Source organism: Nesterenkonia haasae, assembly GCF_010119385.1.
In the GTDB taxonomy this organism is placed as follows: Bacteria; Actinomycetota; Actinomycetes; order Actinomycetales; family Micrococcaceae; genus Nesterenkonia; species Nesterenkonia haasae.
In genome coordinates this window covers 68761-93217 of the sequence record NZ_VFIE01000018.1, presented here as the reverse complement: position 1 = coordinate 93217, position 24457 = coordinate 68761, and the positions used below count along the sequence as shown (strand labels likewise).

Sequence of the window (24457 nt, the reverse complement as noted above, 5' to 3'; positions counted from 1 at the left end):
ACATGGTTGCGGATGGCAAGTATCGGGACATTGTGCGTGAGATTGCGTTAGATCACTATGGGTATGTCACGACGAACGAGGCAGCTGAGGCAGGTGTTCCTGCAATTGAGCTTCCTAAGCTGGCCGCCCGAGGTGGCTTGGAGAACGTCGCTTACGGAATATATCGCGTGCCAGACGTTCCCCCTACGCGATATGACCAGTACGCCGAAGCGCTCCTCCGGGCCGGCGAGGGCGCATACCTCCATGGCGAGTCGGTGTTGGCCCTGTTCGGGCTCGCTGACGTAAACCCGCGACGGATCAAAGTGGCCACCCCTCGGCGCGCGCGTGCGAAGCTTCCACCATTCGTCGAGCTGACGCCGGTTCGAGGCGAGGTTCAGACGACGTTCTACGAGGGGCTGCGATCTCAGTCGGTTGCTGATGCCATTCTCGAGTGCCGCGGACGTATTGAGGCCGATCGGCTCCGCTCTGCCGCAGAGCAGGCGCGCGCGGAAGGGCTAGTGACAACCGCCGAGTGGCAGGCAATGCGGAAGGAGGGTGTCCGGCCGTGAAGTACTCTGGCGCACCGACGAGCGTGCGCTCTCTGGAACAGCGCATTCGCAATCTCGAGGGCGACGATGGACTGGCTCAGCGCCGCAGGGTCGGTATGGCGTTAGTCGTCGTCGGGCAGATGCTGCCAGGGGGAGCGGTCAAAGGTGGCAGCGGGATGGCGTTGCGCTATGGACGGGGGACGAGGTTCACCCGAGATTTCGACGCGGCGCGGGAGCAGACTCTCACTCGGTTCCGCAGCGACTTCGAGGAGTCTCTGGTGGAGGGATGGGCTGGGTTCACCGGCAGGTTGATTGAGAAACCTGCGCCACGTCCGTCGGCCATTCCAACGGCGTACGTTATGAAGCCCTTCGAGGTGAAGCTCGACTATCGAGGCAGGCCATGGTGCACCGTGAAGTTTGAGCTTGGCCACAACGAGATCGGTGACGCCGATGAGCCCGAGTTCTGCCTTGCTGAGGACTTAGCTGAACTGTTTTCGGAGGTCGGCCTCGAAGTTCCGAAGCCGGTGCCGGTGATGCGGGCAGACCACCAGGTCGCGCAGAAACTGCACGCTGTCTCAAGTGAAGGCAGTGAGCGCGCTCGTGACCTTGTCGACCTTCAGCTTCTTGCCGAGGGGGAGGATCTCGACTTCGGACAGGTTGCCGCGACGTGTGCTCGGCTCTTCGAGTACCGGCGACAACAGTCATGGCCGCCTTCCATCGTCGCGAGTGAAGGTTGGGAAACTCTCTACGCGGAAGCTGCGGAAGACCTCGACGTATTGCCCTCTGTCGCGGAAGCCGTTGCTTGGACCAACAGCTTCGTGCAGCGAATCGCAGCGGTCAGCTGAGAACTGGTCAGAGGTCTACTGACAACGCTCAAGGGGGCTCGACACCACCGCGACCAGCGGAACGGCCGCAAGTCGGTCTCCGGTAAGAGCCGCTTGGTCCCGACCTTCCTGGTCCAGGTCTACTCCGGCGGTCCTGCCAGCCAGGACCCCAGTAGCATTTGCGGTGGTGCGGCCGTGCCGCACGAGAATAACTGTCGCCATCCCATCAGCCTAACCACCCCCGGCCTCAGGTATTATGTGGGCAGTGGCTCAGGCCACCAACTGCGCTTCCACGTGACTATCACGTGAATCATTGCGGAGAGCCCTGGATAATGGAGGGCATGTCCGGATGGGGTGCGGCGCGCTGATGCGCCAACTTCATTCCGCAGATGCTGAGCGTCTGCTGACGAAAGGACATGACATGTCATCGAAAGACGAGAAAAATCTGACGCAGGTCATCGATAAGATCTCCAAGATGGACGAACCGCGGCGGTCGGTTATGCAACGCGTTCACAACATCATCGTCACGGCGGCTCCTACCCTGAAGCCGCGAATCTGGTATGGAATGCCCGCCTACGCGAAGTCGGCGAGTACCCCAGCACTCGTGACGCTGCGCAACGACGAACGCATGAACCTCGCGATTACAGAGAAACCGGCCTTCCGACCCGCAGGTGGCGTGGATGGAAGGCTGATGCCCGCCGCGTGGTACTTCGAAACCCTGGATGATGCCACCGAGAAGCGTATCGCCGAGATTGTTCGTTCGGTGGTGGAGTAAGAATCAAGTAATCGCTCTGGGATTGATTTCCTGTGCCCGGGAGCGGCTGTGAAGCGGTCGACTTCAGGTGAACGGGTCACTATCCTTGAGGTGTAGCCCTAGTGGCGGAGGTGTTCGTATGCATGGACCGGTCCATCATGCGCTCAGTTATATCGAGTTCGGCGTCACTGACCTCGATTCAACGCGGGCCTTCTATGAGGCCGCTTTCGGGTGGGAGTTCAACGACTATGGTCCGGGGTACAGCGGTATCAAGTCACCCGATGGAGACGGCGAGGTCGGGGGCTTGAATCCAGCCTCGGCGCCCAGCAACGACGGCCCCCTAGTGTTGCTCTTTTCCGAAGACTTGGATGCGAGTGTCCAGGCCGTGCGAGACGCAGGCGGATTCATCGTGAAAGAACCCTACGATTACCCGGGCGGACGGCGGTTCGAGTTCACCGATCCGAGCGGGAACCGCTTGGGTGTTTACTCCGAGGCGTGACCCCACGTGGGAACACTGAGTTACTCCGCAACCGTCTCACTGGATGGCTACGTTGCTGACGCCAGCGGAGACTTTCAGTGGGCGGCCCCCGGTGCGGAGGTCTTCGCTTTCCATATCGAACGTTTGAGTGAAGTATCGACCGAAATTCTCGGGCGTAACACGTTCCTGCTGATGAAGTACTGGGAAGCTGAACCCGATGCAGGCTCCTGGGGTGATGCAGAGCACGAATTTGCCCGGCGTTGGCTCAATATCGAGTGTGTGGTGGCCTCCTCCACACTGGCTCGCGAGGAAGTCGGATCCGAACGGATCCGGGTGATACCTGAGCTGAGCCTGGCCGATCTCAAACAGATCGTGGAGGAGGCACCGGGAGAAGTCGAGATCTTCGGACCGACTACGGCGAGCGCGGCGATCCGTGCTGGCCTTGTGCAGGATTTCCGGTTCCTCACCGTTCCTCACGTGGTGGGTGGTGGCCTGAGCGCCTTACCTGAGGGGACACGCTTGGACTTGAGCCTGGTCGAGCACCGCGTGTTCGCCAACGGCACTGTGTACCACCGCTACCAGCCGCGCTGACCATAAACATCCCTGCATCAAGGAAAGGACTCGTGTGACGGTGAGTCGAATGAACCTTGAATCCGGTCCATGGGAATACAGGGATCATCATGGGCGTTAGCGTTTCCTCCGCGTTGATTCATTCTTGGGAGATTCTCTATGGGCCTGGACTCTGTCACTACTACTCTGCCGTCTCTGTCCGACCAAGCGGAACGGCTGATCACGCTCGGCCTGGTGCATGAATCGATTGGGGGACTGGTTGCCGATGACGAACTACGGTCGGCCGCTATTCAATTGGAGGAGCGGCTTCCCGAGGGATCGCTTTTGGTGGTGGCTGAGCGTCTTCTGCCGCCCAGCAGGTTAGTCCCGCATCTGCGAACACCCAAGTTCGGAAGCTCAACTGAGCAGCGCGAAGGGTTCGTTGTCGCCGATATGTCAGACATCGACGACTTTGCGCCAACAATGGCCGCGGAGATTCCAGAAGCGGCTATCTACGCGATCACTGCTCCTGACCGAGGCGATGACATGCGTAACTGGTCACCTGCCGAGGCAGAAGCTGCCCTGAGAGACCAAGAGCGTACGCCCCTCACGCTGGCTGAGGGCATTCACCTTGCCCTACAGGCGCCGGAAATGTTGGTTCGTGGCGCCTGCTATATGACCATCGGCTCGCGTCTGCGTAAAGCTGAGGGCTTCGACGCGCGTACCCCCGCTCTATGGATTTCAAACGGGACCGGTCGTGACGGGCGCCAGCGGCGAGGTGCTCCGAAAGCAGGGTGGTGCTGGTGGAACAACAGACACACATGGTTGGGCTTCGCATCAGGCGATGCACGCCTCGGGCTGGGTCATCTAATACCACGGTGACCAATCACGACGAGTACGGATTCTCTGATGCCTTCACGGCGGGAAAGGCTGTCGATGACTGAGGTTGCACCTTGACCGGGTGTGACCACGGATTCAAACACCGGCGTACTGAGGTCGGCATGCGCATATGCGGACGTGCCGCCGAGCACGGTTGTTTACTGGGTTATAGACCGGAACTCGTCAAGGCAGACCATCTGAGCTGCCACGAGATCGTCGTGCTCGCCCTCCAACCAACGGTTGAAAGCCGCAAAGAAGACGCCGGTGGAAATCTCCGCCGCCAGCGCTGCCTGAGCGGTTGCGACGCCGCGTTCCGACAAGGTGTCTGCGACCCTTTGGGTCAGCCGCGCCCGCTTGAGGTGTTCACGCTCAAGCAGCGGACTGTTCATATAGATCACAGCCTCACGGGCGCGCACTTCCTCCCGTTCTCGGTTCTCTTGAAGCATCTGGGCACCCGCAACGAGACCTCCTCTGATGAACTCCAGCAGACTCGATTCGGTCGGGGTCCCACGGATTCCATGGAGGAAAGCCTCCGCGAAGGCCTCCTCATTGGCGAACAGAGACTCTCGCTTGTCAGAAAAGTGGCGGTAGAAGGTCCGTTCTGTCACTCCAGCCCGTTCAGAGATATCCGCCACTGTCGTAGCGTCGAATCCACGCTCGGCAAACAACTCCACCGCAGCAGTGAGCAGGCGCTCTTTTGATCCGGCGGCCCAACGTCCCATATGAGTGATCCTACGTGATGACAGTTTATGACATGACCTGCTAGCCTCAAGTGATGACAGAGACTGACATCACGACGTGACGGGTGTATCCGACAGTGGAGAACGAATGACGAGCCCGCCTGCTCGCCGAGTGATGGGATCTGGGTTGGTCGTGGCGTCGTGCTTCTCCGTTCAGGGATCAGCGGCCTTAGCCCACACCCTCTTCGACATCATGGATCCAGCTGGCGTCGTAGCATGGAGGCAGTTCTTCGGAGCTGGGGTGATGGTACTCATCGCAGGAATCCTTGCCCGCCTAGGGCTCACCTCCCCCCCTTCTGAGACGGCGCTCCGCAGTAGAGCTGCTGATGATCGGACTTCTGGGCGTTGCCATGGCCGCGATGAATCTCAGTTATTACTACGCCGTGCAGGCCTTACCGCTTGGTGTGGCGGCAGCTCTGATGTTTCTAGGGCCGTTCGCGCTTGCTGCGGCAGTCTCCAACGGCCCGCGGCAGCTTCTTCTCGCAGCTCTGGTCCTAGTGGGTGTTGTTCTTGTCACCCGCCCAGCCGGAGACGTCTCCATTGCAGGAGTCGCGCTCGGTCTTGCAGCCGCTGCGTCGCTGACGGGCTACACCATCTCCGCCAGACGTTTGGGGAAGGACTCAGGCATCGACGGTCTGGCGCTTGCCACCGTGTGTTCCGCCGTATTGTTAGGTCCAGTGGCAGTTAGCCATGCAGCCTCTCCGGGGCCCAAGGATTGGGCTGTTCTTGTGACGCTCGGCGCGTTAGGAGTTACTGTGACATTCGCCTGCGACTTCTTCGCACTGAAGATGGTTGGCAGCCGTGTCGTTTCCACGTTCTTCGCTCTTGATCCCGTCATCGGGGCTGTTCTCGGCGTGGTCGTGCTCGCGGACCCTCTGACCTGGCCACTGGCAGTGGGCATCGGACTCATCGTCACCGCCGGTGGCGCCACTATGGCCACTGCCCCCACAGGGAGGGCCTCACGGGGCGGCAGTCGGAGGGGGCTGTTTTTCGGTGCGAGACGAAGATCCGAGAGTCGAGTAGTAGCCCGCTAGGCGCTCGGGTGATCCGAACATCGTCGTTACGGCTGATGCGTAGAGAACGGAGTCTGGGTCACGTTTGACGAGGCCGTCGAACCCAGCGGCAGCCAAGAGCCCGTCGTCGAGGTGTACAAGGTCAGCGTGCTGAAGCGGCCAGGGTTCATGGTGGTTGCGGCAGAAGATCGTCCGTCCGCGGTGGCTTTCGTGGAAGCCCCACCGTGCCGTGAGGAACGTAGCGATGGGGTCCGTGCTGAGTTTCGCATTCGCCGCCGCATCGCGAGTGGGCCGGACAATGAAGTGCGAGGCCGCTGACGCCTGACCATGACGCCTGGTGAGGTAAGCGATCTCGCCATCGCGCTTCTCCAGCTTCATGGAAGCCCACTGGTATCTGAGACTGAAGGTCGCACGGGCCACCAGCACCGGGATCAGATGGGAGGCTTCAAGGCTTCGGAAGACGACGCCGCGCTGACCCTTTTCGTCGATGGAATACAGACGGACGTTGACCTCTGGAAAGTTGCCTAGCCAGGGGATGCTGGGGCTGCCGAAGAACGAGCTCTTAGACATCTGAAATCCAATGAGCCCCACCCAGGAGCTGTCATCGATGACATCGGGGGAGCACCCCGCGGGCATGTACGGTGCGACCAAGCTGGGATCAACCCTCCAATGGAGGAACGCGACGTCGCTCCAGCGCTGCTGAAGTATCGGTGAGCTGCCCAGTGCGGGAGCCTCATTGGGCGCGAGCTCGGACAAGTCCCTCTCACGGGGTGCTGCCTGTCGCTTCATAAAGTGCTTGGGAAGAATCTTCACGCGACCGTTCTCCAGTCCTCGAGTAGCGCACAGCTATAGAGATCACCAGCATAGGTGCCCGCGTTTGGGCAAGGGTAGACGTGCAGCCGAGCTGAGCACCAGACTTGGCACATGTGGTTCGATTCGTGGTCAGATATTCTCCGTATTCTGTTCGTTGGCAGTGCGGCTTACGTCACGCTGGTGTGCGTTCTGCGGTTCACCGGCAAACGCACACTCGCCCAGTTGAATGCTTTCGACTTCGTCGTCACGGTGGCGCTCGGGTCAACTCTGGCGACAATCCTGCTCAGCAGCGACGTGTCGTGGAGTGAGGGTGCGACGGCACTTGCGCTCTTAGCACTGTTGCAGTATTTCGTCGCGTTCGTCTCATCGCGGCGGCCCGCAGTCAAGAAGGCGCTGACAGCCAATGCCGATGTGCTGCTGCTGCACGGACGCTTCGATCAGCAGGCGCTGCGACGGCACCGGATGACTGAGAGTGAGCTCCGTCAGGCAGCGCGTCAGGCCGGAAAGGGTGACCTCGGTAAGATCGCCGCAATCGTACTCGAAACCAACGGTTCGCTCAGCGTGATTGCCGACCAAGACTGGGGAGATGCGTCCGCGCTGGCTGGGCTGAATCTGGAGCGGCTTGATGAGCAGCCATAGCTGGATGAGGAGACGCCAGAAGGACGACGTCGAGAAGTCGATGACCGCCATTCGCCGAGCAGATTTTCTGCCCGAGGAGGTGCGTCACCTGGCGGACCTCGATGAGGCTCTCCCCATTGGGTTTTCACAGACCAACTCACAGCCCAGAACCGTGAAGTCGATGCTTCAATTGCTGGAGGTTCGGCCCGGTCACAAGATACTCGACGTGGGTGCGGGGTCAGGATGGTCCACAGGGCTGCTGGGCCACCTCGTCGGAGAGCAGGGCCGCGTCATCGGTGTAGAGCTGGTTCCAGAGCTCGTGAACCGGGCCAATGCTGCGTTGGACACCTATGGCATGCCGTGGATCGAGGTCAGGCAAGCCAGTCGGGGAGAACTCGGGCTGCGTGGGGACTCACCCTTTCACAGGATTCTTGTCTCTGCCGAAGCTGACCACCTGCCGGAGTCGCTGATCGAGCAGCTGCACATGAGCGGAATCATGGTCATACCTGTTCGCGGTGAAATGCTGCGCGTTGAAAAGCGACCGAACGACGTCGCAGTCACCAGACACGGCCCTTTCAGCTTTGTCCCCCTCAGGTGAGTGCCAGCGTCTAGCAGGTGCGGCGCTGCTCTTGCGGAGGGGCGCGTGGGGGAGGCCTGGTTATCACCAGAAGTAGGAGGACAGCGCAGGAAAGCGCAACGATGATGACGTCGATAGCCTGAGGCGGCAGCGCCTGCCGCTGCCCTGGTAGGCCGACGGCCGCCACCAGTAGATGTCCAAGAAGAGCCCCCAGGGCGATCGCGGCGGTGACGAACCTCGACTCCATACAGTTGGCCCACCATAGGCGGGCTGCCGCGATGATCCCAAGAAGTGCGGCGACGCCTGACAACAGGGCAAGATACGCGGTGTCATCGTACTGGAGCCAGGCCAGGTAGCCGTGCGCGGCTGCGAGCAGTACGGCCGAAGCAGCCGTGGCGCGCACCCGCCGCACCATCAGAACCGGTTTCCGGATGTGGAGACCGTATCTGTGGACATTGGGATTCCGAACTGGTTGGTCGCTGCGCTGGAAGGTGACCAGATCATGGTGGAGGGGAAGAGCACTCCGCGTGTGACGCTGCCTCCGCTGGCTTGTTCGCCGAGAGTCACCGTAATAACCGTGCGCTGCGCTCCGTTGACCGTGGTGGTTGAGGCGTTCATGGTGGCATTGAACGTCGCGGTAGCTCCTGTGTTGATGTAGTTATTGCGCAGGTTCACAGAACCCAGATTGACTTGGCTCCCGCCGCGCAGGATATCGATGCTGTCATTGATGAGGCCGCCGTCTTGCAGCCGCACCGTGACCGGAATAGAGCCTCCATTCCAACCTGGCGTCACGGATCCCAGATTGGCCTGCTCGCTGAAGGTGTAGACGATCTGGTCCCCTGGATCCACCTCTCCGCCCCAGCCTCTGCCGTTCGAAACATGTACGCTCAGGCCGCGCATCAGGGGGTTGTCTACTCGTACGCCGGTCACGGTCTGCGACACAGTCTGGGTGCCGTTACCGTCGGTGAGCACCGCGCGGAAGCTGTGCTGGCCGTTGGCTACAGACCTCGAGTTCCAGTCACATGTATACGGAGAGGTGGTCGCAGTGCATACCGTGGTCCATGCTGTGGAACCGGATGGTGCGTGCTGAATTGCCACGGACTGCACTCCAGCAGTGGAGCTCGCCGTCGCGTTCAGGGACACATTGCCGCTTACGTTCGAGCCGGGGCTTGCCATGGTGACAGTGGATACGGTGTTTTCAATGGCGCGGTTCGTCACAAGAGCCGACGTGGAGGAGTTGCCGGCGCGGTCCGTCGCGACCGCTCGGAAGTTGTACGTGCCGTCGGTCAACTTTTTCGTGTCGTATTGGCATGAGTACGGCGCTGTGGTGTCGACGCAGAGGTCCGCCCACGAGCCTGTCCCGGCGACTGAGTACTGCATGCGGACCTCGGCAACACCGGAGCCACTGTCGCTCGCGGTGCTAGTGAACGTGAGGGTTCCTCGCAACGGCGAGCCGGGATCCGCCATGTTCACACTTGGTGCCGTGTTATCGACACGGATCTTGCGAACCAGCTCAGAGGTCGTCGCCGTGCTTCCTGCGTGGGCGGTGGCGCGCAGATCGTATTCTCCATCCGTCACGGCGGTGGTGTTGACCCTGCACGTGTAAGGCGCATCTAGGTTGGTGCAGGCGGTCGCCCATGTGTTCGTGCCGGTGGGAGCGTATTCCACCGTGACCCGATAAGGAGTGGAGCCCGCGTGATGCAAAGTGGTGATGAAGTCTGTGGTGCCGCGAATGATCTCGGCAGGCGCGGTCAACACCACAGTGAGCTTATTTGCCACGGCCGTGGTCACAGTTGCTGACGTTGCCGTGTTGCCGTAAGTGTCTGTTGCCCTCGCGCGGAGGCTATGTTCCCCGTCGTCGGTGTTCACCGTGTCCCATGTGCATGAGAAAGGCGGAACGGTCGCAGTGCACACGTCGCTCCAGCTTCCTGCGGATGGCCCGCGGTGTTGGATGGTGACGCTCCGGACTGCGGAATCCGCGTCCGAGGCCTCGGCCGAGAGGGTCGTGGAGCCTTTCACTGCCGTACCCGGGTTGACCATGGTGACCTCTGGAGGCGTCCAGTCCTTGGCAGCTTGGATGGTGCTGACGCCAGTACTGGACGATGAGGTGAAGGAAGCCGTCGAGAAGCTCGGAGAAGTGTGGCCCAGAACGGCCGCAAGGACGGTTACTAAGACCAGCAGTGTTCGTGCATTCATGTTTTTCCAGGCTTCCGGTTCTCAGCGAGTTGGCTTCACTATTCAGGGTAGAGAGCGGCGGGTTACAGGAACTCAACAGAATGTGCGCGTCGCCCCACAGCATTGCAACAATTCCTATTGACGCACTGAGGACCCCACCTGGTGGTGGGGTCCTCAGTGCGGGCGTTCGTCGTTATGCCGCAAGTGCGGAAGATGTACCGACCGAATTGGGTGCCTGCTCCGGGGTCCGCCAGGCGCGTACCAGGTCAAGCAGGCAGAGCATTCCGATGACGGCTGCGGGTATACCGATCATGACCATCCGCATCTCTCTGTCAGCAAGTGCGATGAAAACCCATCCAATCTCTGGCACGGCTACCTCTAAACGAGCTTGCAGAGGGTCGTCAAGCTGGAACAGCCACGGGTCGGATGCAGCGTTCGCATCTCCCTGGGTCCGGAACACTGGCGCGCCCAACGAATCATCGATTTCCACGATTCGGTGCGTGACTAATTCGGAGAGGCCCGAGTCCGGAGGCGGAAGATATGTAATGACATCGCCTACGACTAGGTCCTCCACTGGCACCGATTTCGCAATGGCCAGTGAACCGCGTTCGAAGGTCCCGGACATCGACGCACCTGTGATCACGTAGCGCTCAAACCCCAACAGGCCGGGAACTAGGAAGGCGGCCGCGAGGAGCAGTGCCACAACGGCTGCGGTGTTGATGAGGACCCTGACAGTTTTTTGGGACGAACGGCGGAGTGTGCGGATCATCAGTTTCTTCTCCCAGGGGTTCTAAGACACGTCGAGGTGCTGCGACGAATCCGGATTGCGTATCCGTGCGCTGCGACGATTACTGGTTGTATGTGGTCGCTTCGGTTTGGACTGCGTCCCATGTGTAGGAGGCAGAGGCGGTTTTGCCCTGCTCTGCATTTCCGGCGCTCTGTGCGAGGGTCACGCGGAAGGTGAACTCGCGGGTCTCGCCTGCTTCCCAGGTGCCAAGGTCTAAGGCACCAGAGGAGGTGAGTTCACCGAAGGTGCCGCTCCAGAGGGCAGGGCCACCTTTAGCATCCGAGATGGTCAACTGAAGGTTTGATTTCTTAGCGAATCCGTTGGACGCGTCCTCGGTCAGTTTGAAGGATGCAGGGAGTGTGCCTGAGTTGGTCAACACCACGCCACCAGATACGGTGTCACCTGGCTTGAGGTTGTCCAGGTTAAAGATGGCCGAGTCTGCTTTCGAGTTGGTCTGAGAGAGCGTACCCGTTGTGTAGGCGTTGTTGTCATTGACTGAGCTAGAGACGAAGTCTGCTCCCGAACCGAGGACCAATGCAGCGGCGGTGAGGAGGCCTGCCAGAGGCAGGAGTAGCCGACGACGTCGCGAGGATGGCTTGGCAGCGACGGCGGTGTCTGTGTCAATAGCGGTGGCGGGTGCGGTGTTCTTCACTGTGGCTCCTGAAGGTGGTGTGGTTGAACTGATGAAGATAACGCTACGGAGGCATGTGCCACAGGAGACCTACAGGTTTTCTTCAAGTTCTCCACAGTTGAGCAACAGGGTTACGTTAGAATCCGCTGAGTGACCCACCACATACTTTTAGTTGAGGACGACGACGGTATTGCGCTCCCACTCGTCCGAGCGTTAACCCGTGAGGGCTACACCGTGCAGCGTGAAGCGGCTGGGGAGCCAGCGATCCAACATGCGCGCACGCAGGTGCCTTGCCTGATAATCCTAGACCTGGGTCTTCCGGACGTTGATGGCCTGGAAGTCTGCCGTCTTATTCGCGAGGATAGCTTCAATGGGGCGATCATGATTTTGACCGCGCGTGGAGCGGAAATAGACCGTGTGGTGGGGCTTGACGTTGGTGCCGATGATTATATGGCTAAGCCATTCGGATTGGCAGAACTGCTGGCCAGAGTCCGTGCACTTATGCGGCGAAGTCAACCCGTGTTGAAGGAAGGCCTACAGAAGAGTCCCGCGTCTGAAGGTGGGAGCGTAAGCGGTCGGGCCTCAGACAGGGACGGTCGGATTGCTGTAGACAGCAGCGCACGCCAGGCATTCGTCCGTGGGAGCGAGTTGCCGCTGACAGCTAAAGAGTTCGACGTTTTGGCTCTCATAGAGGCTGATCGCGGCGCCGTGGTGAGTCGAGAGAAATTGATGGATCACGTTTGGGATACCAACTGGTTCGGGTCCACCAAGACGTTGGATGTAACGGTGGGCCGCCTCAGACAGAAACTTGAGTCTGCGCAGTGCGTTAGTCGGATTGTCACGGTGCGCGGTGTCGGCTTCAGGCTTGAGGAGAACCTGCGGGATGCGTGAGCGACTTCTCGCAGTTTTCGGCAGCCTCATACTGGTGATCATCGCGCTCTATGGGATTCCACGTGCCTACTTTTTGGCTGAAGAGGTGCAGCGAACCGAGGCTCAGGAGCTGGAACGGACAGCGAACTGGGTTCAAGCTTTGATCACTGAGAGCAACAATGGGGGTGACCTGGATGACGAGTACTTGGAGAGGCTTGTGGAAGACGGCCAACGCATCGAGTACCTTGACTCCGAGGGGAGTCTTCTGGCTGTCGCCGGGCAGACACTGGGTGACCATGGCGAGGATCTCAGGGTGAGCCGCGAGCTTCCGGGTGATGAGGAGCTTATCGTGAGCCGCTCGGGAGAGGCAGTCCAAGATCGGCTCGTCTCGACTCTTATGCCGATCGTGATGCTCGGGCTCGGGCTCAGCTTGCTGGCAGGAATCGTCTGCGTGGTGATGGCACGAAGACTCTCGCGTCCCTTTCGCGAGTTGGCCGATACGGCCAGGGAGCTCGGCGGTGGGAGGTTCGACCTGGGCGAGCCCAACTACCGGCTTCCTGAGGCGCAGGCGATAGGGGCGGCGCTTAGCAAGAGCGCCAAACAGCTCAAACAACTCTTAGATCGGGAACGGGAGTTCGCCGCCAACGCCTCGCACCAACTGCGGACCCCCATCACTGCGTTGCGTCTGGAATTGGAGGACCTCACATACTGGCCAGAGACCTCCCCAGAAGTGGCCACGGAGCTGACTCACGCGCTCGGAGAACTGGATCGACTCAGCTCTGCTGTCACTGAGCTACTGGACCTGGCTCGCGGCCAGCGCTTGGGAGATGCCATGACGATCTCCGTGAATGATCTCCTGCAAGCATCGGCCACGCGCTGGTCGCGGCAGGCCAAAAACGCTGGCCGCAATATCACGGTGCAGACCGATCCTGAGCTCACCGGGCTGCTGCACGAGGGGCCGGTGGCGCAGATACTCGATGTTCTCCTGGAGAATGCGCTGACCCACGGTCGCGGGACTGTCCAGTTACAAGCCCTAGACGACGGATCTCAGCTGCAATTGAGTGTGACCGACAACGGTGCGCGCCCGGGGAGCAGTGAGCTCTTTGAACGTCGTGTGTCTCAGGGGGGAGGAGAGGGGATCGGTCTCGCCGTCGCGTCCGAACTCGCTATAGCGGCCGGAGGTGTGCTGCGTCTCGATACAACACCCACGACCAGGTTTGTGTTGGTCCTCCCATCGAACTCTGCGCAAAAGTGGAGCACTGAGCATCCACGCGAAGACTCTCACATTCCTGTGTAGCTCAATGGCAGGAAGCTGCAGGATTCAGTCAGGACGGGGACGGCGCCTGCTCTGTTTGACCTGGGAGCGCTGGCTTTTTCTTTCAAGCCGGCGGCGGTGTGAGCCGCGGGTGCGGCGAGTTGGGCGCCGGGGGACTGGGGGAGTGACGGCTTCTCGCAAGAGCTCCGCCAAGCGATCACGGGCGGCGGTCCGGTTGCGCCGCTGTGAGCGGTGCTCGGCTGCGTTGACCGTGAGGACCGTGCCCGACAGGCGCGTAGCGAGCCGGTCAAAGATGAGTCTTCGCTGGTCTTCCGTTAGCGACGATGTGGTGGCGATATCCAGACTGAGCTGGACGCGTGAATCTGTCGTATTTACCCCTTGGCCCCCAGGCCCAGATGCATGCGAGAACTGCTCGCGGAGTTCTCGGGCAGGCACAGTCAAACCCTCTGGCGCGCCTGGTCCCGGGGATACGTACAAACTGGTCACGCCTTGTAGTCTGCCCTAACCGGAAGGATCCACGCAGGCATCGAAGTCAGTTTTGAGGAGGATGACATGGTGTACGCGAGCTGGCCGCATCAGGATGCTGTGCGCCATATACCAGTCATCGGCCCTGTGGCCAGGCCCGACCTCCACGTGATGAGTTGGAACATTCGCCGGCGAGCACGAGGATTACAGCTGCGCTCCGCAGACCGCTGGACCACACGCGCCCCACACCTCCAGGCGCTCCTCGAAGCGGAAAGACCGACACTTCTTGGCGTCCAGGAAGCGCTCGCCGACCAGGCATTTTTCGCCAGGACAGCTTTGGGTGAGAACTATGCCGTGGTGGGGCGCGGTCGGGGGTCGCGTGGAGGAGGAGAGGGCAATCCGATCCTTTACGACGCCGAGCGACTAGAGCTCATCGACTGGCATCAGGCTGCGCTCTCCACGACCCCCAACAAACCGGGTTCCCGGTCATGGGGCAGCGTCTATCCGCGCATCATGGTGCACGCAACCTTCGCAGACCAAGTCGAAGGCTCGAGATTTGTCCACATCAACACCCATCTGGATCATCTGTCCCCATACGCACGCCTGATGGCGGCACGCGTGATTCACCGGATCGTTGAGGCCACCACAGTGCCAATTGTGCTGACGGGGGACCTCAACGCGGACGCAGCTAGCAAACCACTTGCCACACTGCGGGCCGGCGACTCACTCACCGACACGTGGCCGGCGGCCGAGCAGCGCCTCACTGAGGAGTGGGACACCTTCGCCAACTACAAGCCCCCCAAGGCGACGGGACGGCGCATTGACTGGATTCTGGCGTCGTCGTCCCTCCGTGTGGCCAGCGCAGCGGTCAACGCCGGACGTTATGCAGGAGGCTGGGCCTCCGATCATCTCCCGGTGCAGGTGGTGTTGCGCCCGGCCTGAGGTTTCGATGTTCAATTCGTCACCGCGGATAAGCTGTCGGGGTGGATGAACTCAATACGCTCAGTTGGGTGCTGCTAGGCCTGGGCGCGCTCGTCGTGGGGCTGTCGAAAACGGCGCTGCCGGGTGCTGGCACCCTCGCAGTGGTTCTGTTCGCCACCGCTCTACCAGCGAGGGAATCTACCGCAGGTTTGCTGGTTCTCTTGATTGTCGGCGATCTGTTCGCCGTCTGGATGTACCGGCATACGGTGGATTGGGCGATTCTACGTCGGCTGATCTGGCCAGTTCTGGCCGGTGTCGCAGTGGGAAGTGTGTTCCTCGGCCTAGCCTCGGATGACGTGGTGCGCCGAGTCATAGGCGCGATTCTCTTAGTGCTGTTGGTCTTCACGCTCTGGCGCCGACGCCGTGGGACGACCGTTCAACCCGGGAGAGTCGCCGGTTACGGGTTTGGCTGGTTGGGCGGTTTCACCACTATGGTGGCGAACGCGGGTGGGCCGGTGATGAGCCTCTATCTGTTGGGAATGCGCCTGGATGTGAAGACTTTCCTCGGCACCGCCGCTTACTTCTTCTTTGCCATCAATCTCTTCAAGGTTCCCTTCCAGATCGGGCTGGGCCTTTTGGATCTCAGAATGCTGAGCATCGTGGCTGTGTTGGTTCCGTTGGTGGTGGCGGCGGCGTTCGCCGGCAGGTGGCTGGCTTCGCGCATATCTCAACGGGTCTTTGATGCCTTGGTGCTGATTCTCACCGCCGTCGGCGCGCTCAACCTATTGATATGAATCAACGACCGTTCCTGCACCGCGGACGCTGTGTCAGCTTCCACAAATGCTCATGATGGGCCGGTGCTCCGCCGCGGGTTGACGTCTGCGTACTGTTCGGCCAGTTCCTGCTCCTCCGTCTCTTTGGGCTCATGCCGAGCACGGTTCATAGCAGCGACGGCCTCGATGAACGCCCAGAGGGCGGTGACCAGGACAATCACATTGAGAGTGAGCAGCAGCCAGTTCTGCTGTGACCAGAAATCTCCCAGCTGCTGCATAAGAGCCAGCGTGGACATGACGAGGACAAAGCTCATTGGGATAAGCACGGGCCAGATCATGCGGTTCTTCCGAATCAGAATCACGACCAAGATAGACATGGTCACGGAAGCCAGGATTTGGTTCGTTGTCCCGAACAGGGGCCAGAGAGTCATGCCGCCGGTGCCATCAGCGCCGGTGGAGAAAGCGAGAGCCAGGCCAATGACTAGGACGATTGCCGTAGCGGCCCATACGTTGAGCCTGAATCCCATCACCTGGGCGATCTCTTGGACGACGAAGCGTTTGAGGCGCAACGCGGTATCCATGGACGTGGCGGCAAACAGAACCACGATCGTTGCCAACAACGTGGCAGAGAGGCCGCTTTCGAGTCCGATACCGTTGCTGACGATGTTCGCGCCGCCCTGGATGAACGCTGGGGCTCCTCCGGCATTCCATTCGCTGTAAAGATCCCGCCACTCAGCGACGGACTGGAACCCTGCCGATACGGCGATAATTGACCCTAGTGCCAACAAGCCTTCGCCGATCGCACCGAAATAACCTACGAAGCGGGCGTCAGTCTCCTTGTTGAGCTGTTTGGAAGTGGTGCCAGAGGCGACGATGCCATGGAATCCAGAGATGGCCCCACAGGCAATGGTCACAAAGAGCAGCGGAATCATGGAGGGTGTTCCCTCCGGCACCGAGTCGTTGATCGCTGGAGCAACGACTTCAGGCCGGGACAGGATGACCGATCCGTAGATCACTCCCAAGGCGATGAACAGCTGGACACCATTGATGTAGTCGCGTGGTTGCAGCAGCACCCACACAGGAAGGACTGAGGCGATTGCGGCGTAGATGAAAATCAAGACGATCCATTGGCCTTGCTGAGGCAGCCCCAGGAATGTCTCGGGGAGCTCCACAGGGATGTCGTTGCCCACGAGAATCAGTCCGTAGAGTGCGGCCACGCCTACTGCAGTTACCAACACCAAGTTCATTCGCAGTTTGTAGATGGCGAAACCCACACCGAGGGCGACGATGAGCGCTCCCCAACTCGGTATTACGGCGGTTGGTTGGTCGACCAGTAGACCTGACATCAGCACGGCGAAGATGGTGATCGTCATCACAAGCATAAGGAAAATGACGGCCAGGAACATCGCCCTGCCGCGTTTTCCGATGTATCGCCCGGACAGGGTCCCCATGGACTGTCCCTTGTTTCGGTTGGACGCCCACAGGGCGCCAAAATCGTGCATCGCTCCGATGAACACGGCGCCGATGGTGACCCAGAGGAAGGCTGGCAGCCATCCCCAAATAATGGCGATCGCTGGACCGGCGATAGGAGCTACGCCCGCTACAGATGTGAAGTGGTGTCCCCAGAGGACAAACCGGTTGGTGGGAACGTAATCCACGCCGTCCTGGTAACGGTGTGCGGCAGTGGTGAAGCTGTCGTTGAGCTGGTAAACCCGTTGGGCCAGGAACTTCGAATAGAGGAAGTAACCGGCGAGCAACATGCCCCCGCCGACAACTGCCAACACGATGGCGTTCAGTGATTCCACGATTCTCTCCTTCAGTCCAGCCTGAGGAAGTCCCTAGGCCAATTACCCGGAAAAGTCATGTGACGACAGTCACGGTAACATCCTGTCCGCCCAGTGGACAACCGTCCGCAATTGATGCGTCGTGTGCAGTGAGGTGCTCTATGCGGAGCCGCTCCTCGCTCCCGAGGCTCGTGATCTACATGTCTGCGCTACGATGAGCGCGGTCCGCGAGTTGGAAGGTGTGAGTCATTGACGTTTGAACCAAGGGTCCATAGCGTGCTGGTGGAGTTTGTTCTCCGTAAGTTCGATGAGCTGGTGCGTCTGGCTTCTCAATTGGACGATGAAGCGGCAAACCGGACTACGGCACACGTTGACAGCAATTCGGTGATCCAGATTTTGGTGCACTGCTGCGGCATGATGCGCCGCTGGTCAGCTAGCGTCAATCTGGGAATTGAGGTGCCTCGCGACCGGGAGGCTGAGTTCACAGCGCAGATGCCAGTCGCTGAGGCGTTGGAGCTTGCCGCGCGGACTCGAGCCGAGTTTCTCGTTGACGTCGAGCAGACTGATCCGGCGGCCACTCCTGTCGCTGTCCCGCCTGGCCGGGAGGACTTCTGGACAGTGTCATGCGAAGGTGTGCTGCTTCACGTCTTCGAAGAACTGTGCCAACACTTGGGGCAAGCCGAGGTCACCCGCGACGTGGTTGTCCAATCACAGGCACGTTAGTGCTCCAGCGAGAAAATCACTGACCCGCAGCTTGGTTGAGGACACGCAGAAGGTGACGGAATGACTTCTCCCCTTGACCACTGAGTCTGACTACGGTCCGTCCATACCGATTCCGGCGTTCCTTAATGACAATGACTAACCCGCGCTCTTCAAAGTCTCTAATGACTTTGGACAGATCTGGGGTCGAGAGTCCGGTGGACTCCTGAAGCGCCGGATAGTCCGCCTGTTCGACCTGGTTGAGGTGGGCCAAAGTGACGAAACGCTTGGGCGCAAGGAGGTGGGCGTCCAGGTCTTGGTAGCTCACGGTGCCTCTAACGGCGCAGCTGAAGCCACAGGTAGAACCCCAGCCAGGCTGCGGGAGCTAGTCCAGCGAATATCATCGACTCAGGAAAGGGGACGGTCTCCCCGCGGGTGATCCCCCTCCAAATGGGAAGACTAAGCCACGCGGCGAAAAGGCACGGGAGCAAGACGGCTCGCAACCGAGGTTCGTTCACTCGTGCCTGGCGGTGTGCTATCCACGCGAATGCGCCGGTACTGGATGCCACAGCAGGAATGACCGCCCACCAGGGATGGCCAGTGAGGGCAATTAGTCCTGAAGCCATCGCGAGGATGACAGTTGCTCCCACGCAGATGTGATCAGCTACCCCCAGCTCATGCTTTGGTTGGGCGGGTATGGCAGCCAGCAATGCACGCGCCTGTTCAGGTGTTGGGTTCGCGCCCCCGTCGACTCCCGCAGGTTTTCGCTCAGGCCTTCTCATGTAATCACTTTCACAACTAGTTGCACATTTTGCAAGTAGACTATGGTGCGACCAATGAGCTCCGGAGGCGTTGTTCAGCAATAATCGACTCATGACGTCCTCAACTCTCAGTGTTGCCGTGGCGCAGCCTGCGATTCGCCCCCATGACCTAGGCGGCAATGCTGCCGCACACGCTGAAGCGGTGCGCCGAGCTCAGGCGCGGCTGATCGTGTTTCCGGAGCTATCGCTGACCGGTTACGAGCTTGAGGCCGACGCGGTGGCTCTCAGCGATTCTGCCCTTGAGCCCATCATTGCCGCTTGCCGGGAAACCAATGCGGTCGCTCTTGCCGGGGCGCCCATTATCGAAGGTGACAGGGCCTTCATTGCCACGATCCGCATCGATAGGTCCGGCGTTCGCGCGGTCTATCGGAAAACGTGGGTCCACGGGCAGGAGCATCAACGCTTCACTCCAGGGCCAGGACCTGAGGTGACAGAGATTGACGGTTGGACCGTGGGGTTGGCCATCTGCAAAGATACCGGCGCGAGCCAGCACACGGCTCAACTGGGGAGAAGGGGAGTAGACCTCTACGCTGCCGGCGTCGTCGATCTTCCCGAAGACGTGATCGAGTGCGAGTCTCGCTGCTATGTCATTGCACGGGCATTGCGGGCCCCGGTAGCAGTCGCCAGCTTCGCCGGAGCTACGGGAGGCGCCTTCACCTCAACAGCCGGCCACTCAGCCATCTACGACTCCGCTGGCGAAAGGCTCGCCGGTACAGACGCACACCCGGGTCGTATCGCAGTAGCCGACCTGGTCCGCTGAAGACTATGCCGCCGGCCACCTCGTAGAGTATGGCCATGACAGATTCCGCGCCACCACCCACACGGTGGGCTACCGAGACCCAGAATGGTCATTCCCAGTGGTACATCAACCGCTTCAGGAAACTCGCGGCCCAGGGGCAGGACCTGGTCGGTGAAGCGCGACTGGTCGATGCGATGGTCCCGCGGCATGCGCGCATCCTGGATGCCGGATGCGGCACTGGCAGGCTCTCCGGGGAGCTTCACGCGCGTGGCCACACCGTGCACGGAGTCGACGCGGACCCTGTGCTGATCGCTGCCGCCGAGGCGGACCACCCCGGACCTCGCTACACTGTCGCCGATCTGGCCGAGTTGGAGCTGCAGACGCTCGGAACAACGGAGTCCTTCGACGCTGTGTTGCTAGCCGGCAATGTCATGGTGTTCCTCGCACCTGGCACCGAGATCCAGGTGCTGCGCCAAATGAAGGCATGCGTAAACCCAGATGGTTTCATTATCGTAGGATTCCACACGAACCGGCATCTCAGCCTGGCTGAGTTTGATCAGTATGTTGCGGTGTCCGGGTTGTCCCTAGAGCACCGATTCGCGACCTGGGATCTCAAAGCTTGTCACGACGACGCCGATTTCGCTGTCTCGGTCCTGCGGCGAAGAAGCGAGCCTGACGCAGCCTCGGCACAATCCGGAGAGCGAGAATGACAGCACCGGGTGTAGTCGATGCCAGCGCCAATACTCCATAGCCTACTGAGACGCGAACCCCATCAGCGGCCGAGAGCCCGCTCAGTGAGAAACTCCAGGCGGAGGCCACCTCGCGGATTCCCCAGCCGCCGACCCCCACAGGTATCGACATGCCGGCCAGCGCCACGGCCGCCGCACTCGGGAACATTGCGATCGGGGCGGCGGGCTCCAGCACCGCAACCGAGATCATGAAGAGGGTCGCGAAACAGGTCCATCCGACCACTGAGAGCGCCACGATCCGTATGACTCCGGCTACGGGCACACGGCGGAGCCAGCGGCTGGCAACGGCGGCTGCTGTGAGCGCAGCAAGCAAACATCCGGTGCCTGCCACTGGGGCAAGAGGCAGCAGCACCACGCCGCCGGCAATAAACACCACTGCAGTCCCGACCAATCGTTCGGCGGCCATAGACGCGAACCCGCTGGCTAGGGCCCTGGGGCGCGAGGAAACGGAGGCGTCAGTGCTGTCATCGGCTGCGCGCAACGCGTCGCCCGCCAAACCGCCTGGAAGCACACTGTTGAGAAATGCAGCCTGCCAGCATCGGGCAATAGCCGCACCGACACCGACGTCAATGGCATGATGACGGGCAACAATCCGCCACCGGAGGGCCTGCACAACCACTCCAAGACCTCCAAGGGCGCCCGCTGCGATGAAAGACCACCAGGGCAGACCACGTACGGCGGAAGCGAAGTTCTCTGTCCCCCACAACGCGGCAATGGCCACCAGGATCGTCCCGGTGATGAGGATCTGGGCCGCTCCCACCGCGATGCTTCGCCAGGGCAAGCCCGCTGCCTGCCCCGCGCCGGTCTGCGCAGGGGTGTTCACTGCTCAGCCTGCCGACAAAGCTGCCTGGGCCTCCGGGATGCACACCACGTCTTGGTGCCCCACACGGACACTGAGGTCTCCGTGCTGAAGCTGCACGCGACGCCGCTGCACCCACTGCTGGGCCGCCTCAGCTAAGTCTGGATTCTGTTCCACTGCAGCATTGGCTCGGTCGGTCAGATACCGTTCCACCAACTCAGGCTGAGCGGCGTCGAGAACCCAGTCAGTCTCCACGACTTCGACATCGACGCCATTCTCGCGCAGCAATCCCGCGACCGTTTCTGCGGCGTCAGGTCCGAGCAGATCCTCGCGGCGTTGGTGAGCGTCGAACGCTGCAGCCACCTGGTGGTCTACCGGGTCCTCCGGGGTGAGAGAGACGTGACCGGTCACGGTCAGGCTCAGCAACGCCGCTGCTTGGGATGAAGCAATCGTCTGAGCGATCAGCGTTGCTTCCTGCGGTGAAAGCAGATCCAAAAGCGCTGCGCAGGTTACGAGAGTGGGGGCCTCTGAGCCCACCAGCTCTGGAAGCTGATGTACTGTCCCCACCATCCGGGTGGTACTCCTGACCTGCTGAGCATCCGTTGCAGTGCTCGCATCCAACAACCCCGCATCGTGGTCGACAAGAATCCACTGTTGGGGCACGGTCAGCCGAGGTGCCAGCCACGCCTGATTCGATCCAGTGCCCGCTCCGAGGTCAATGACCACAGCCGCTTGGCCGGCATTGAGACGTTCGTCCAACCAGGAACTGATGCGCTTGATCACAGGTGCAGCGTTCTGCCTCGCTTCGTGATCGGCTGCTCGTCGCAGACCCAACCAGTCCGCAGCCACAGGACGTGTCACCACCGGAGTGCTGTGTGAAGAGTTTCCGCTGTCTCGCTCCATGGTCGGAGTCTATCCCGGTCGACCGAAGCATTGCTGCGCCATCGTCTTCGCAAGTCACCCAGCGTCAGCCACTGCCCCAGCGCTGCCGACCACGCCTGTGGGTCACTGGGGTCAACCGCCATACCCGGCAATGCCGAATAGTCTGCGCGGCGTGCGGGATCTTGAGCTGCCGCCAGGGCTTCCTCCGCCCCGGTACCGGCGCCAACAAGAGCCGGGACCCCGCGAGCAATGGCCTCCGTGACCACCATTCCGTAGGTCTCTACCAGCGAGGGCAGCACCAGCAGGTCCGTGGCATCCCAGGTCTTTTCCAGCGGCTCCCCGGTCAGGGGTCCCACCAGGTCAACGCGACCCGGAAGCCTACTCGCAGCAGCAGCCACGTCTGCCGTGTAGTTCGGGTCCGGGCCCGGAGGTCCAGCGATCGTCAGCCTCCAAGGGACCCGGTCCAACGCTGCCAGTGCTTGCAGCAGCAGCCGCGGGTTCTTTCTGGGCGAGATGGTTCCGAGAAACAACATGCGCGGTGGAAGGGACCCGCGGGCCAGCGGCGAAGCATCACAGCCAGGGGCTGCCACGGCAGTCGGGAGCTTCCCGTACCGAGCAGTCACGTCACGCTGGGCCCACTGACTGGTGCATACGACCCGCGTCGCCTGCTGGAGAGCTTGGTGCTCTGTCTCTTGAGCTGACCTCCGCTGATCCTCACTCAAACCAGTCTCCGCAGGAAGTGGCAGATGCATCAGCACTGATACCTCGACCCCCGCAGCTCGAGCCCGAGCGAGCTCGTCCGGTGCCGCCGAGGCGATGATCCCATCGACGAGCACTGACCTGTACCGAAACAGGCATTGGGCTAACGCACGCTTGGCATGCTGGTCAGGGTTCGGCCAACTGCCAGCTATGGGTTCTTCTGCGACATGCAGACCGTGCTGGTGCCAAGACTGCAGAACACGCCGGTTGTAGTTCAGACCCCCGCTGGGTCCCGGCAGGTCGGCCGGCACAATGAATGCGTGATCGGACTTTCGCGGTTCCATCAGTCCGGCCGCTCAGGATGAGATGTTTCGCCCCGTGATCGGCCGGTACGCTCCAGGAGGAGGATGTCGCGACCGAACGAAGACAGCAGCGCCGCTAGAGCTGTTGCTGCCAAGGCCCCTGCAATGGGGACCGGGACTACAGGGCCTAGGCTCACCACGACAGCGATTGCCTGCCACGCGGCCACGACTCTGCGGAACCCGCTGTAGGGCAGAGACCGGCGCCATGAACGTCTGATCAGCGAGCCGCCCACAAAGAGGTACCGCATCAGTCCGATCAGTAGGACCCACCACCCCACAGTCATAGCCAGCAGAGCAGAAAGGACCAGCAGTGCAGCGGCGTCGGCCTCACCGTCCAACCGTGCACCCGCCACCGTCCCTCGGCCAGCGTGACGAGCTACCCAACCGTCCACTGCATCCAACACTGCCGCCAAAGCAGCAACAATCAGCACCGTCCACGTCCGTGACGGCAGCGCCTGGGCGATCGTCAACACCAGAGCAGCCGTGAGTATGCCGATCAGTGCCACACGAAGCAGCGTGACCCGGTCTGCGGGGGTGATCATCTGGGGGCTCCGGCGCATCACCGACCATGCTGCGATGACAGGAATGAGGGACGACGACGCCACACCCACTGCACCCACCGACGGGCTGGGTTCAGACAGCACGGTCAGGAGGAATGCTCCAGCGACTGCGAAGACGACAGTCAGCGCGGAATCGACCCGGCCCGTGGAGGCTCCGCCCTCCCCAGCTGAAGCAGGTGCCGAAGGTCGACTGGTCATTAGTCGGGGAGTCTGTCGAGCGGTGATCCCAGAGCCAACAGCGCCATGAACGCCACGGCGACGCTGCCCAGCAGAATTGCGCAGCTCACCACCGGATGCTTCACCACTGTTCGGAAGAGGCTGTCGTGCCACTTCTGGTCACGCAAGTCTTCAGTAGCTGTCCGTCTCCAGGAACCGGACAATCGCCCGGTTCGGGTCAGCCAAAGGTCCGCAGGAATCGTCGCATATGGGATGACTGCGCTGATGATCGCTACAGACGCCGGCCAACGTCCCATCCGCTGGTTCTTCGCCACCAGTGCGGCGGTGACGGCATAGGCCAGGAAGACGAACCCGTGGATGCCTCCGCCGATGGTCACCGCTATATCGAGGCCAGCCGTCGCACGTAAGACCATTCCGCCCAGCAGTAGAGTCCACGACACAGCTTCTGCGATGGCCATGACTCGGAAAAGCAGATGCGGACTCATCAGAGCAAAACTCCTTCTGGGCGGGCTGATC

Annotated in this window: 31 protein-coding genes and 1 pseudogene; 16 read left to right on the top strand and 16 right to left on the bottom strand. The window is 61.0% G+C overall.

Features of this window, described 5'->3' with window-relative positions; all coding sequences use genetic code 11:
* Together FH975_RS03785 and FH975_RS03780 are read left to right on the top strand one after the other, a co-directional pair.
* Positions 1-548, top strand: a 548-nt coding sequence (locus FH975_RS03785) for a type IV toxin-antitoxin system AbiEi family antitoxin domain-containing protein (protein ID WP_162320143.1), incomplete at its 5' end; no start/stop codon positions are given.
* Positions 545-1372 carry a nucleotidyl transferase AbiEii/AbiGii toxin family protein gene (locus FH975_RS03780; RefSeq protein WP_202923017.1) on the top strand — a complete coding sequence of 276 codons (828 nt, stop codon included), beginning with the start codon at positions 545-547 and terminating at the stop codon, positions 1370-1372. The genes FH975_RS03785 and FH975_RS03780, both read left to right, overlap by 4 nt.
* An 18-nt stretch (positions 1373-1390) precedes the next feature.
* Here the strand turns inward: FH975_RS03780 and FH975_RS03775 are convergent.
* Positions 1391-1573: pseudogene (locus tag FH975_RS03775) on the bottom strand (histidine phosphatase family protein); the annotation flags it as partial.
* A gap of 199 nt (positions 1574-1772) precedes the next feature.
* On the opposite strand from FH975_RS03775, the gene FH975_RS03770 reads away from it, so the two are divergent.
* From FH975_RS03770 to FH975_RS03755, 4 genes are all read left to right on the top strand, one after another.
* Positions 1773-2126 carry a DUF1801 domain-containing protein gene (locus FH975_RS03770; protein WP_162320142.1) on the top strand — a complete coding sequence of 118 codons (354 nt, stop codon included), beginning with the start codon at positions 1773-1775 and terminating at the stop codon, positions 2124-2126.
* A 118-nt stretch (positions 2127-2244) separates the two neighbouring features.
* A complete protein-coding gene (locus FH975_RS03765; RefSeq protein ID WP_162320141.1) occupies positions 2245-2604 on the top strand; it encodes a VOC family protein in 360 nt (119 codons plus the stop codon).
* A 6-nt stretch (positions 2605-2610) separates the two neighbouring features.
* Positions 2611-3174 (top strand): dihydrofolate reductase family protein, encoded by a 564-nt coding sequence (locus FH975_RS03760; RefSeq protein WP_162320140.1) that lies wholly within the window; start codon positions 2611-2613, stop codon positions 3172-3174.
* Between the two features lie 138 nt (positions 3175-3312).
* Complete coding sequence (locus FH975_RS03755; protein ID WP_162320139.1) at positions 3313-4014, top strand: DUF5701 family protein; 702 nt, start codon at positions 3313-3315, stop codon at positions 4012-4014.
* A 155-nt stretch (positions 4015-4169) separates the two neighbouring features.
* On the opposite strand, the gene FH975_RS03750 is transcribed toward FH975_RS03755, so the two are convergent.
* On the bottom strand, positions 4170-4733 hold the full coding sequence (locus FH975_RS03750; RefSeq protein ID WP_162320138.1) for a TetR/AcrR family transcriptional regulator: 564 nt from the start codon (positions 4731-4733) through the stop codon (positions 4170-4172).
* 344 nt (positions 4734-5077) lie between these two features.
* On the opposite strand from FH975_RS03750, the gene FH975_RS03745 reads away from it, so the two are divergent.
* Entirely contained in the window at positions 5078-5785 is a 708-nt protein-coding gene (locus FH975_RS03745; RefSeq protein ID WP_162320137.1) for an EamA family transporter, read from the top strand.
* Here FH975_RS03745 and FH975_RS03740 read toward each other — a convergent pair.
* Positions 5711-6577, bottom strand: a complete 867-nt coding sequence (locus tag FH975_RS03740; RefSeq protein WP_328821765.1) for a YqjF family protein — start codon at positions 6575-6577, stop codon at positions 5711-5713. The two genes, FH975_RS03745 and FH975_RS03740, sit on opposite strands and share 75 nt — an antisense overlap.
* A gap of 111 nt (positions 6578-6688) precedes the next feature.
* Here FH975_RS03740 and FH975_RS03735 point away from each other — a divergent pair, with 111 nt between their 5' ends.
* On the top strand, positions 6689-7216 hold the full coding sequence (locus FH975_RS03735) for a DUF421 domain-containing protein (RefSeq protein ID WP_162320136.1): 528 nt from the start codon (positions 6689-6691) through the stop codon (positions 7214-7216).
* Positions 7203-7793 carry a protein-L-isoaspartate O-methyltransferase family protein gene (locus FH975_RS03730; protein ID WP_235928432.1) on the top strand — a complete coding sequence of 197 codons (591 nt, stop codon included), beginning with the start codon at positions 7203-7205 and terminating at the stop codon, positions 7791-7793. Before FH975_RS03735 ends, FH975_RS03730 begins: the two co-directional genes overlap by 14 nt.
* A 10-nt stretch (positions 7794-7803) precedes the next feature.
* On the opposite strand, the gene FH975_RS03725 is transcribed toward FH975_RS03730, so the two are convergent.
* The 4 genes from FH975_RS03725 to FH975_RS03710 all read right to left on the bottom strand — a co-directional run bounded on the left by FH975_RS03725 (position 7804) and on the right by FH975_RS03710 (position 11386).
* On the bottom strand, positions 7804-8175 hold the full coding sequence (locus tag FH975_RS03725) for a hypothetical protein (RefSeq protein WP_162320135.1): 372 nt from the start codon (positions 8173-8175) through the stop codon (positions 7804-7806).
* Positions 8176-8186: 11 nt separating this feature from the next.
* Positions 8187-9968 (bottom strand): Ig-like domain-containing protein, encoded by a 1782-nt coding sequence (locus tag FH975_RS03720; protein WP_162320134.1) that lies wholly within the window; start codon positions 9966-9968, stop codon positions 8187-8189.
* A 172-nt stretch (positions 9969-10140) separates the two neighbouring features.
* The gene (locus FH975_RS03715) at positions 10141-10716 is read right to left on the bottom strand and encodes a signal peptidase I (protein ID WP_162320133.1); all 576 of its coding nucleotides are present in this window, start codon (positions 10714-10716) and stop codon (positions 10141-10143) included.
* A 79-nt stretch (positions 10717-10795) separates the two neighbouring features.
* Positions 10796-11386, bottom strand: a complete 591-nt coding sequence (locus FH975_RS03710) for a TasA family protein (protein ID WP_328821764.1) — start codon at positions 11384-11386, stop codon at positions 10796-10798.
* 129 nt (positions 11387-11515) lie between these two features.
* Here FH975_RS03710 and FH975_RS03705 point away from each other — a divergent pair, with 129 nt between their 5' ends.
* Together FH975_RS03705 and FH975_RS03700 are read left to right on the top strand one after the other, a co-directional pair.
* A complete protein-coding gene (locus FH975_RS03705; protein WP_162320132.1) occupies positions 11516-12256 on the top strand; it encodes a response regulator transcription factor in 741 nt (246 codons plus the stop codon).
* Positions 12249-13532, top strand: a complete 1284-nt coding sequence (locus tag FH975_RS03700; RefSeq protein WP_162320131.1) for a sensor histidine kinase — start codon at positions 12249-12251, stop codon at positions 13530-13532. The genes FH975_RS03705 and FH975_RS03700 overlap by 8 nt, the downstream gene beginning before the upstream one ends.
* A 24-nt stretch (positions 13533-13556) precedes the next feature.
* On the opposite strand, the gene arfB is transcribed toward FH975_RS03700, so the two are convergent.
* The gene (arfB, locus tag FH975_RS03695; protein WP_202923043.1) at positions 13557-13988 is read right to left on the bottom strand and encodes an alternative ribosome rescue aminoacyl-tRNA hydrolase ArfB; all 432 of its coding nucleotides are present in this window, start codon (positions 13986-13988) and stop codon (positions 13557-13559) included.
* Positions 13989-14063: 75 nt separating this feature from the next.
* On the opposite strand from arfB, the gene FH975_RS03690 reads away from it, so the two are divergent.
* A complete protein-coding gene (locus FH975_RS03690) occupies positions 14064-14918 on the top strand; it encodes an endonuclease/exonuclease/phosphatase family protein (RefSeq protein ID WP_162320129.1) in 855 nt (284 codons plus the stop codon).
* 41 nt (positions 14919-14959) lie between these two features.
* The gene (locus FH975_RS03685; protein WP_162320128.1) at positions 14960-15691 is read left to right on the top strand and encodes a sulfite exporter TauE/SafE family protein; all 732 of its coding nucleotides are present in this window, start codon (positions 14960-14962) and stop codon (positions 15689-15691) included.
* A 50-nt stretch (positions 15692-15741) separates the two neighbouring features.
* Here the strand turns inward: FH975_RS03685 and FH975_RS03680 are convergent, their stop codons facing one another.
* Positions 15742-17466, bottom strand: coding sequence for a carbon starvation CstA family protein (locus FH975_RS03680; protein WP_162320590.1), 1725 nt, complete (start codon positions 17464-17466; stop codon positions 15742-15744).
* A gap of 237 nt (positions 17467-17703) precedes the next feature.
* On the opposite strand from FH975_RS03680, the gene FH975_RS03675 reads away from it, so the two are divergent.
* Complete coding sequence (locus FH975_RS03675) at positions 17704-18177, top strand: DinB family protein (protein WP_162320127.1); 474 nt, start codon at positions 17704-17706, stop codon at positions 18175-18177.
* Between the two features lie 16 nt (positions 18178-18193).
* Here FH975_RS03675 and FH975_RS03670 read toward each other — a convergent pair whose 3' ends face one another.
* Together FH975_RS03670 and FH975_RS03665 are read right to left on the bottom strand one after the other, a co-directional pair.
* Positions 18194-18481: a transcriptional regulator gene (locus FH975_RS03670; RefSeq protein WP_162320126.1), complete on the bottom strand. Its 288-nt coding sequence runs from the start codon at positions 18479-18481 to the stop codon at positions 18194-18196.
* A gap of 7 nt (positions 18482-18488) precedes the next feature.
* Positions 18489-18935, bottom strand: a complete 447-nt coding sequence (locus FH975_RS03665) for a hypothetical protein (RefSeq protein WP_162320125.1) — start codon at positions 18933-18935, stop codon at positions 18489-18491.
* A gap of 91 nt (positions 18936-19026) precedes the next feature.
* Here FH975_RS03665 and FH975_RS03660 point away from each other — a divergent pair, with 91 nt between their 5' ends.
* A complete protein-coding gene (locus FH975_RS03660; protein ID WP_162320124.1) occupies positions 19027-19734 on the top strand; it encodes a carbon-nitrogen hydrolase family protein in 708 nt (235 codons plus the stop codon).
* Positions 19735-19769: 35 nt separating this feature from the next.
* Positions 19770-20423 (top strand): class I SAM-dependent methyltransferase, encoded by a 654-nt coding sequence (locus tag FH975_RS03655; protein WP_162320123.1) that lies wholly within the window; start codon positions 19770-19772, stop codon positions 20421-20423.
* Here FH975_RS03655 and FH975_RS03650 read toward each other — a convergent pair.
* Genes FH975_RS03650 through FH975_RS03630 form a run of 5 tightly spaced genes read right to left on the bottom strand, consistent with a single transcriptional unit; the run spans position 20326 to position 24426 of the window.
* Positions 20326-21285 carry a lysylphosphatidylglycerol synthase domain-containing protein gene (locus FH975_RS03650; RefSeq protein WP_162320122.1) on the bottom strand — a complete coding sequence of 320 codons (960 nt, stop codon included), beginning with the start codon at positions 21283-21285 and terminating at the stop codon, positions 20326-20328. The two genes, FH975_RS03655 and FH975_RS03650, sit on opposite strands and share 98 nt — an antisense overlap.
* 3 nt (positions 21286-21288) lie before the next feature.
* Positions 21289-22164, bottom strand: a complete 876-nt coding sequence (locus FH975_RS03645) for an SAM-dependent methyltransferase (protein ID WP_162320121.1) — start codon at positions 22162-22164, stop codon at positions 21289-21291.
* Positions 22119-23186, bottom strand: coding sequence for a glycosyltransferase family 4 protein (locus FH975_RS03640; protein WP_162320120.1), 1068 nt, complete (start codon positions 23184-23186; stop codon positions 22119-22121). Before FH975_RS03640 ends, FH975_RS03645 begins: the two co-directional genes overlap by 46 nt.
* On the bottom strand, positions 23186-23962 hold the full coding sequence (locus tag FH975_RS03635; RefSeq protein WP_162320119.1) for a CDP-alcohol phosphatidyltransferase family protein: 777 nt from the start codon (positions 23960-23962) through the stop codon (positions 23186-23188). Before FH975_RS03635 ends, FH975_RS03640 begins: the two co-directional genes overlap by 1 nt.
* Complete coding sequence (locus FH975_RS03630; protein WP_153078753.1) at positions 23962-24426, bottom strand: DUF3817 domain-containing protein; 465 nt, start codon at positions 24424-24426, stop codon at positions 23962-23964. The genes FH975_RS03635 and FH975_RS03630 overlap by 1 nt, the downstream gene beginning before the upstream one ends.
* Positions 24427-24457 lie beyond the last annotated feature (31 nt).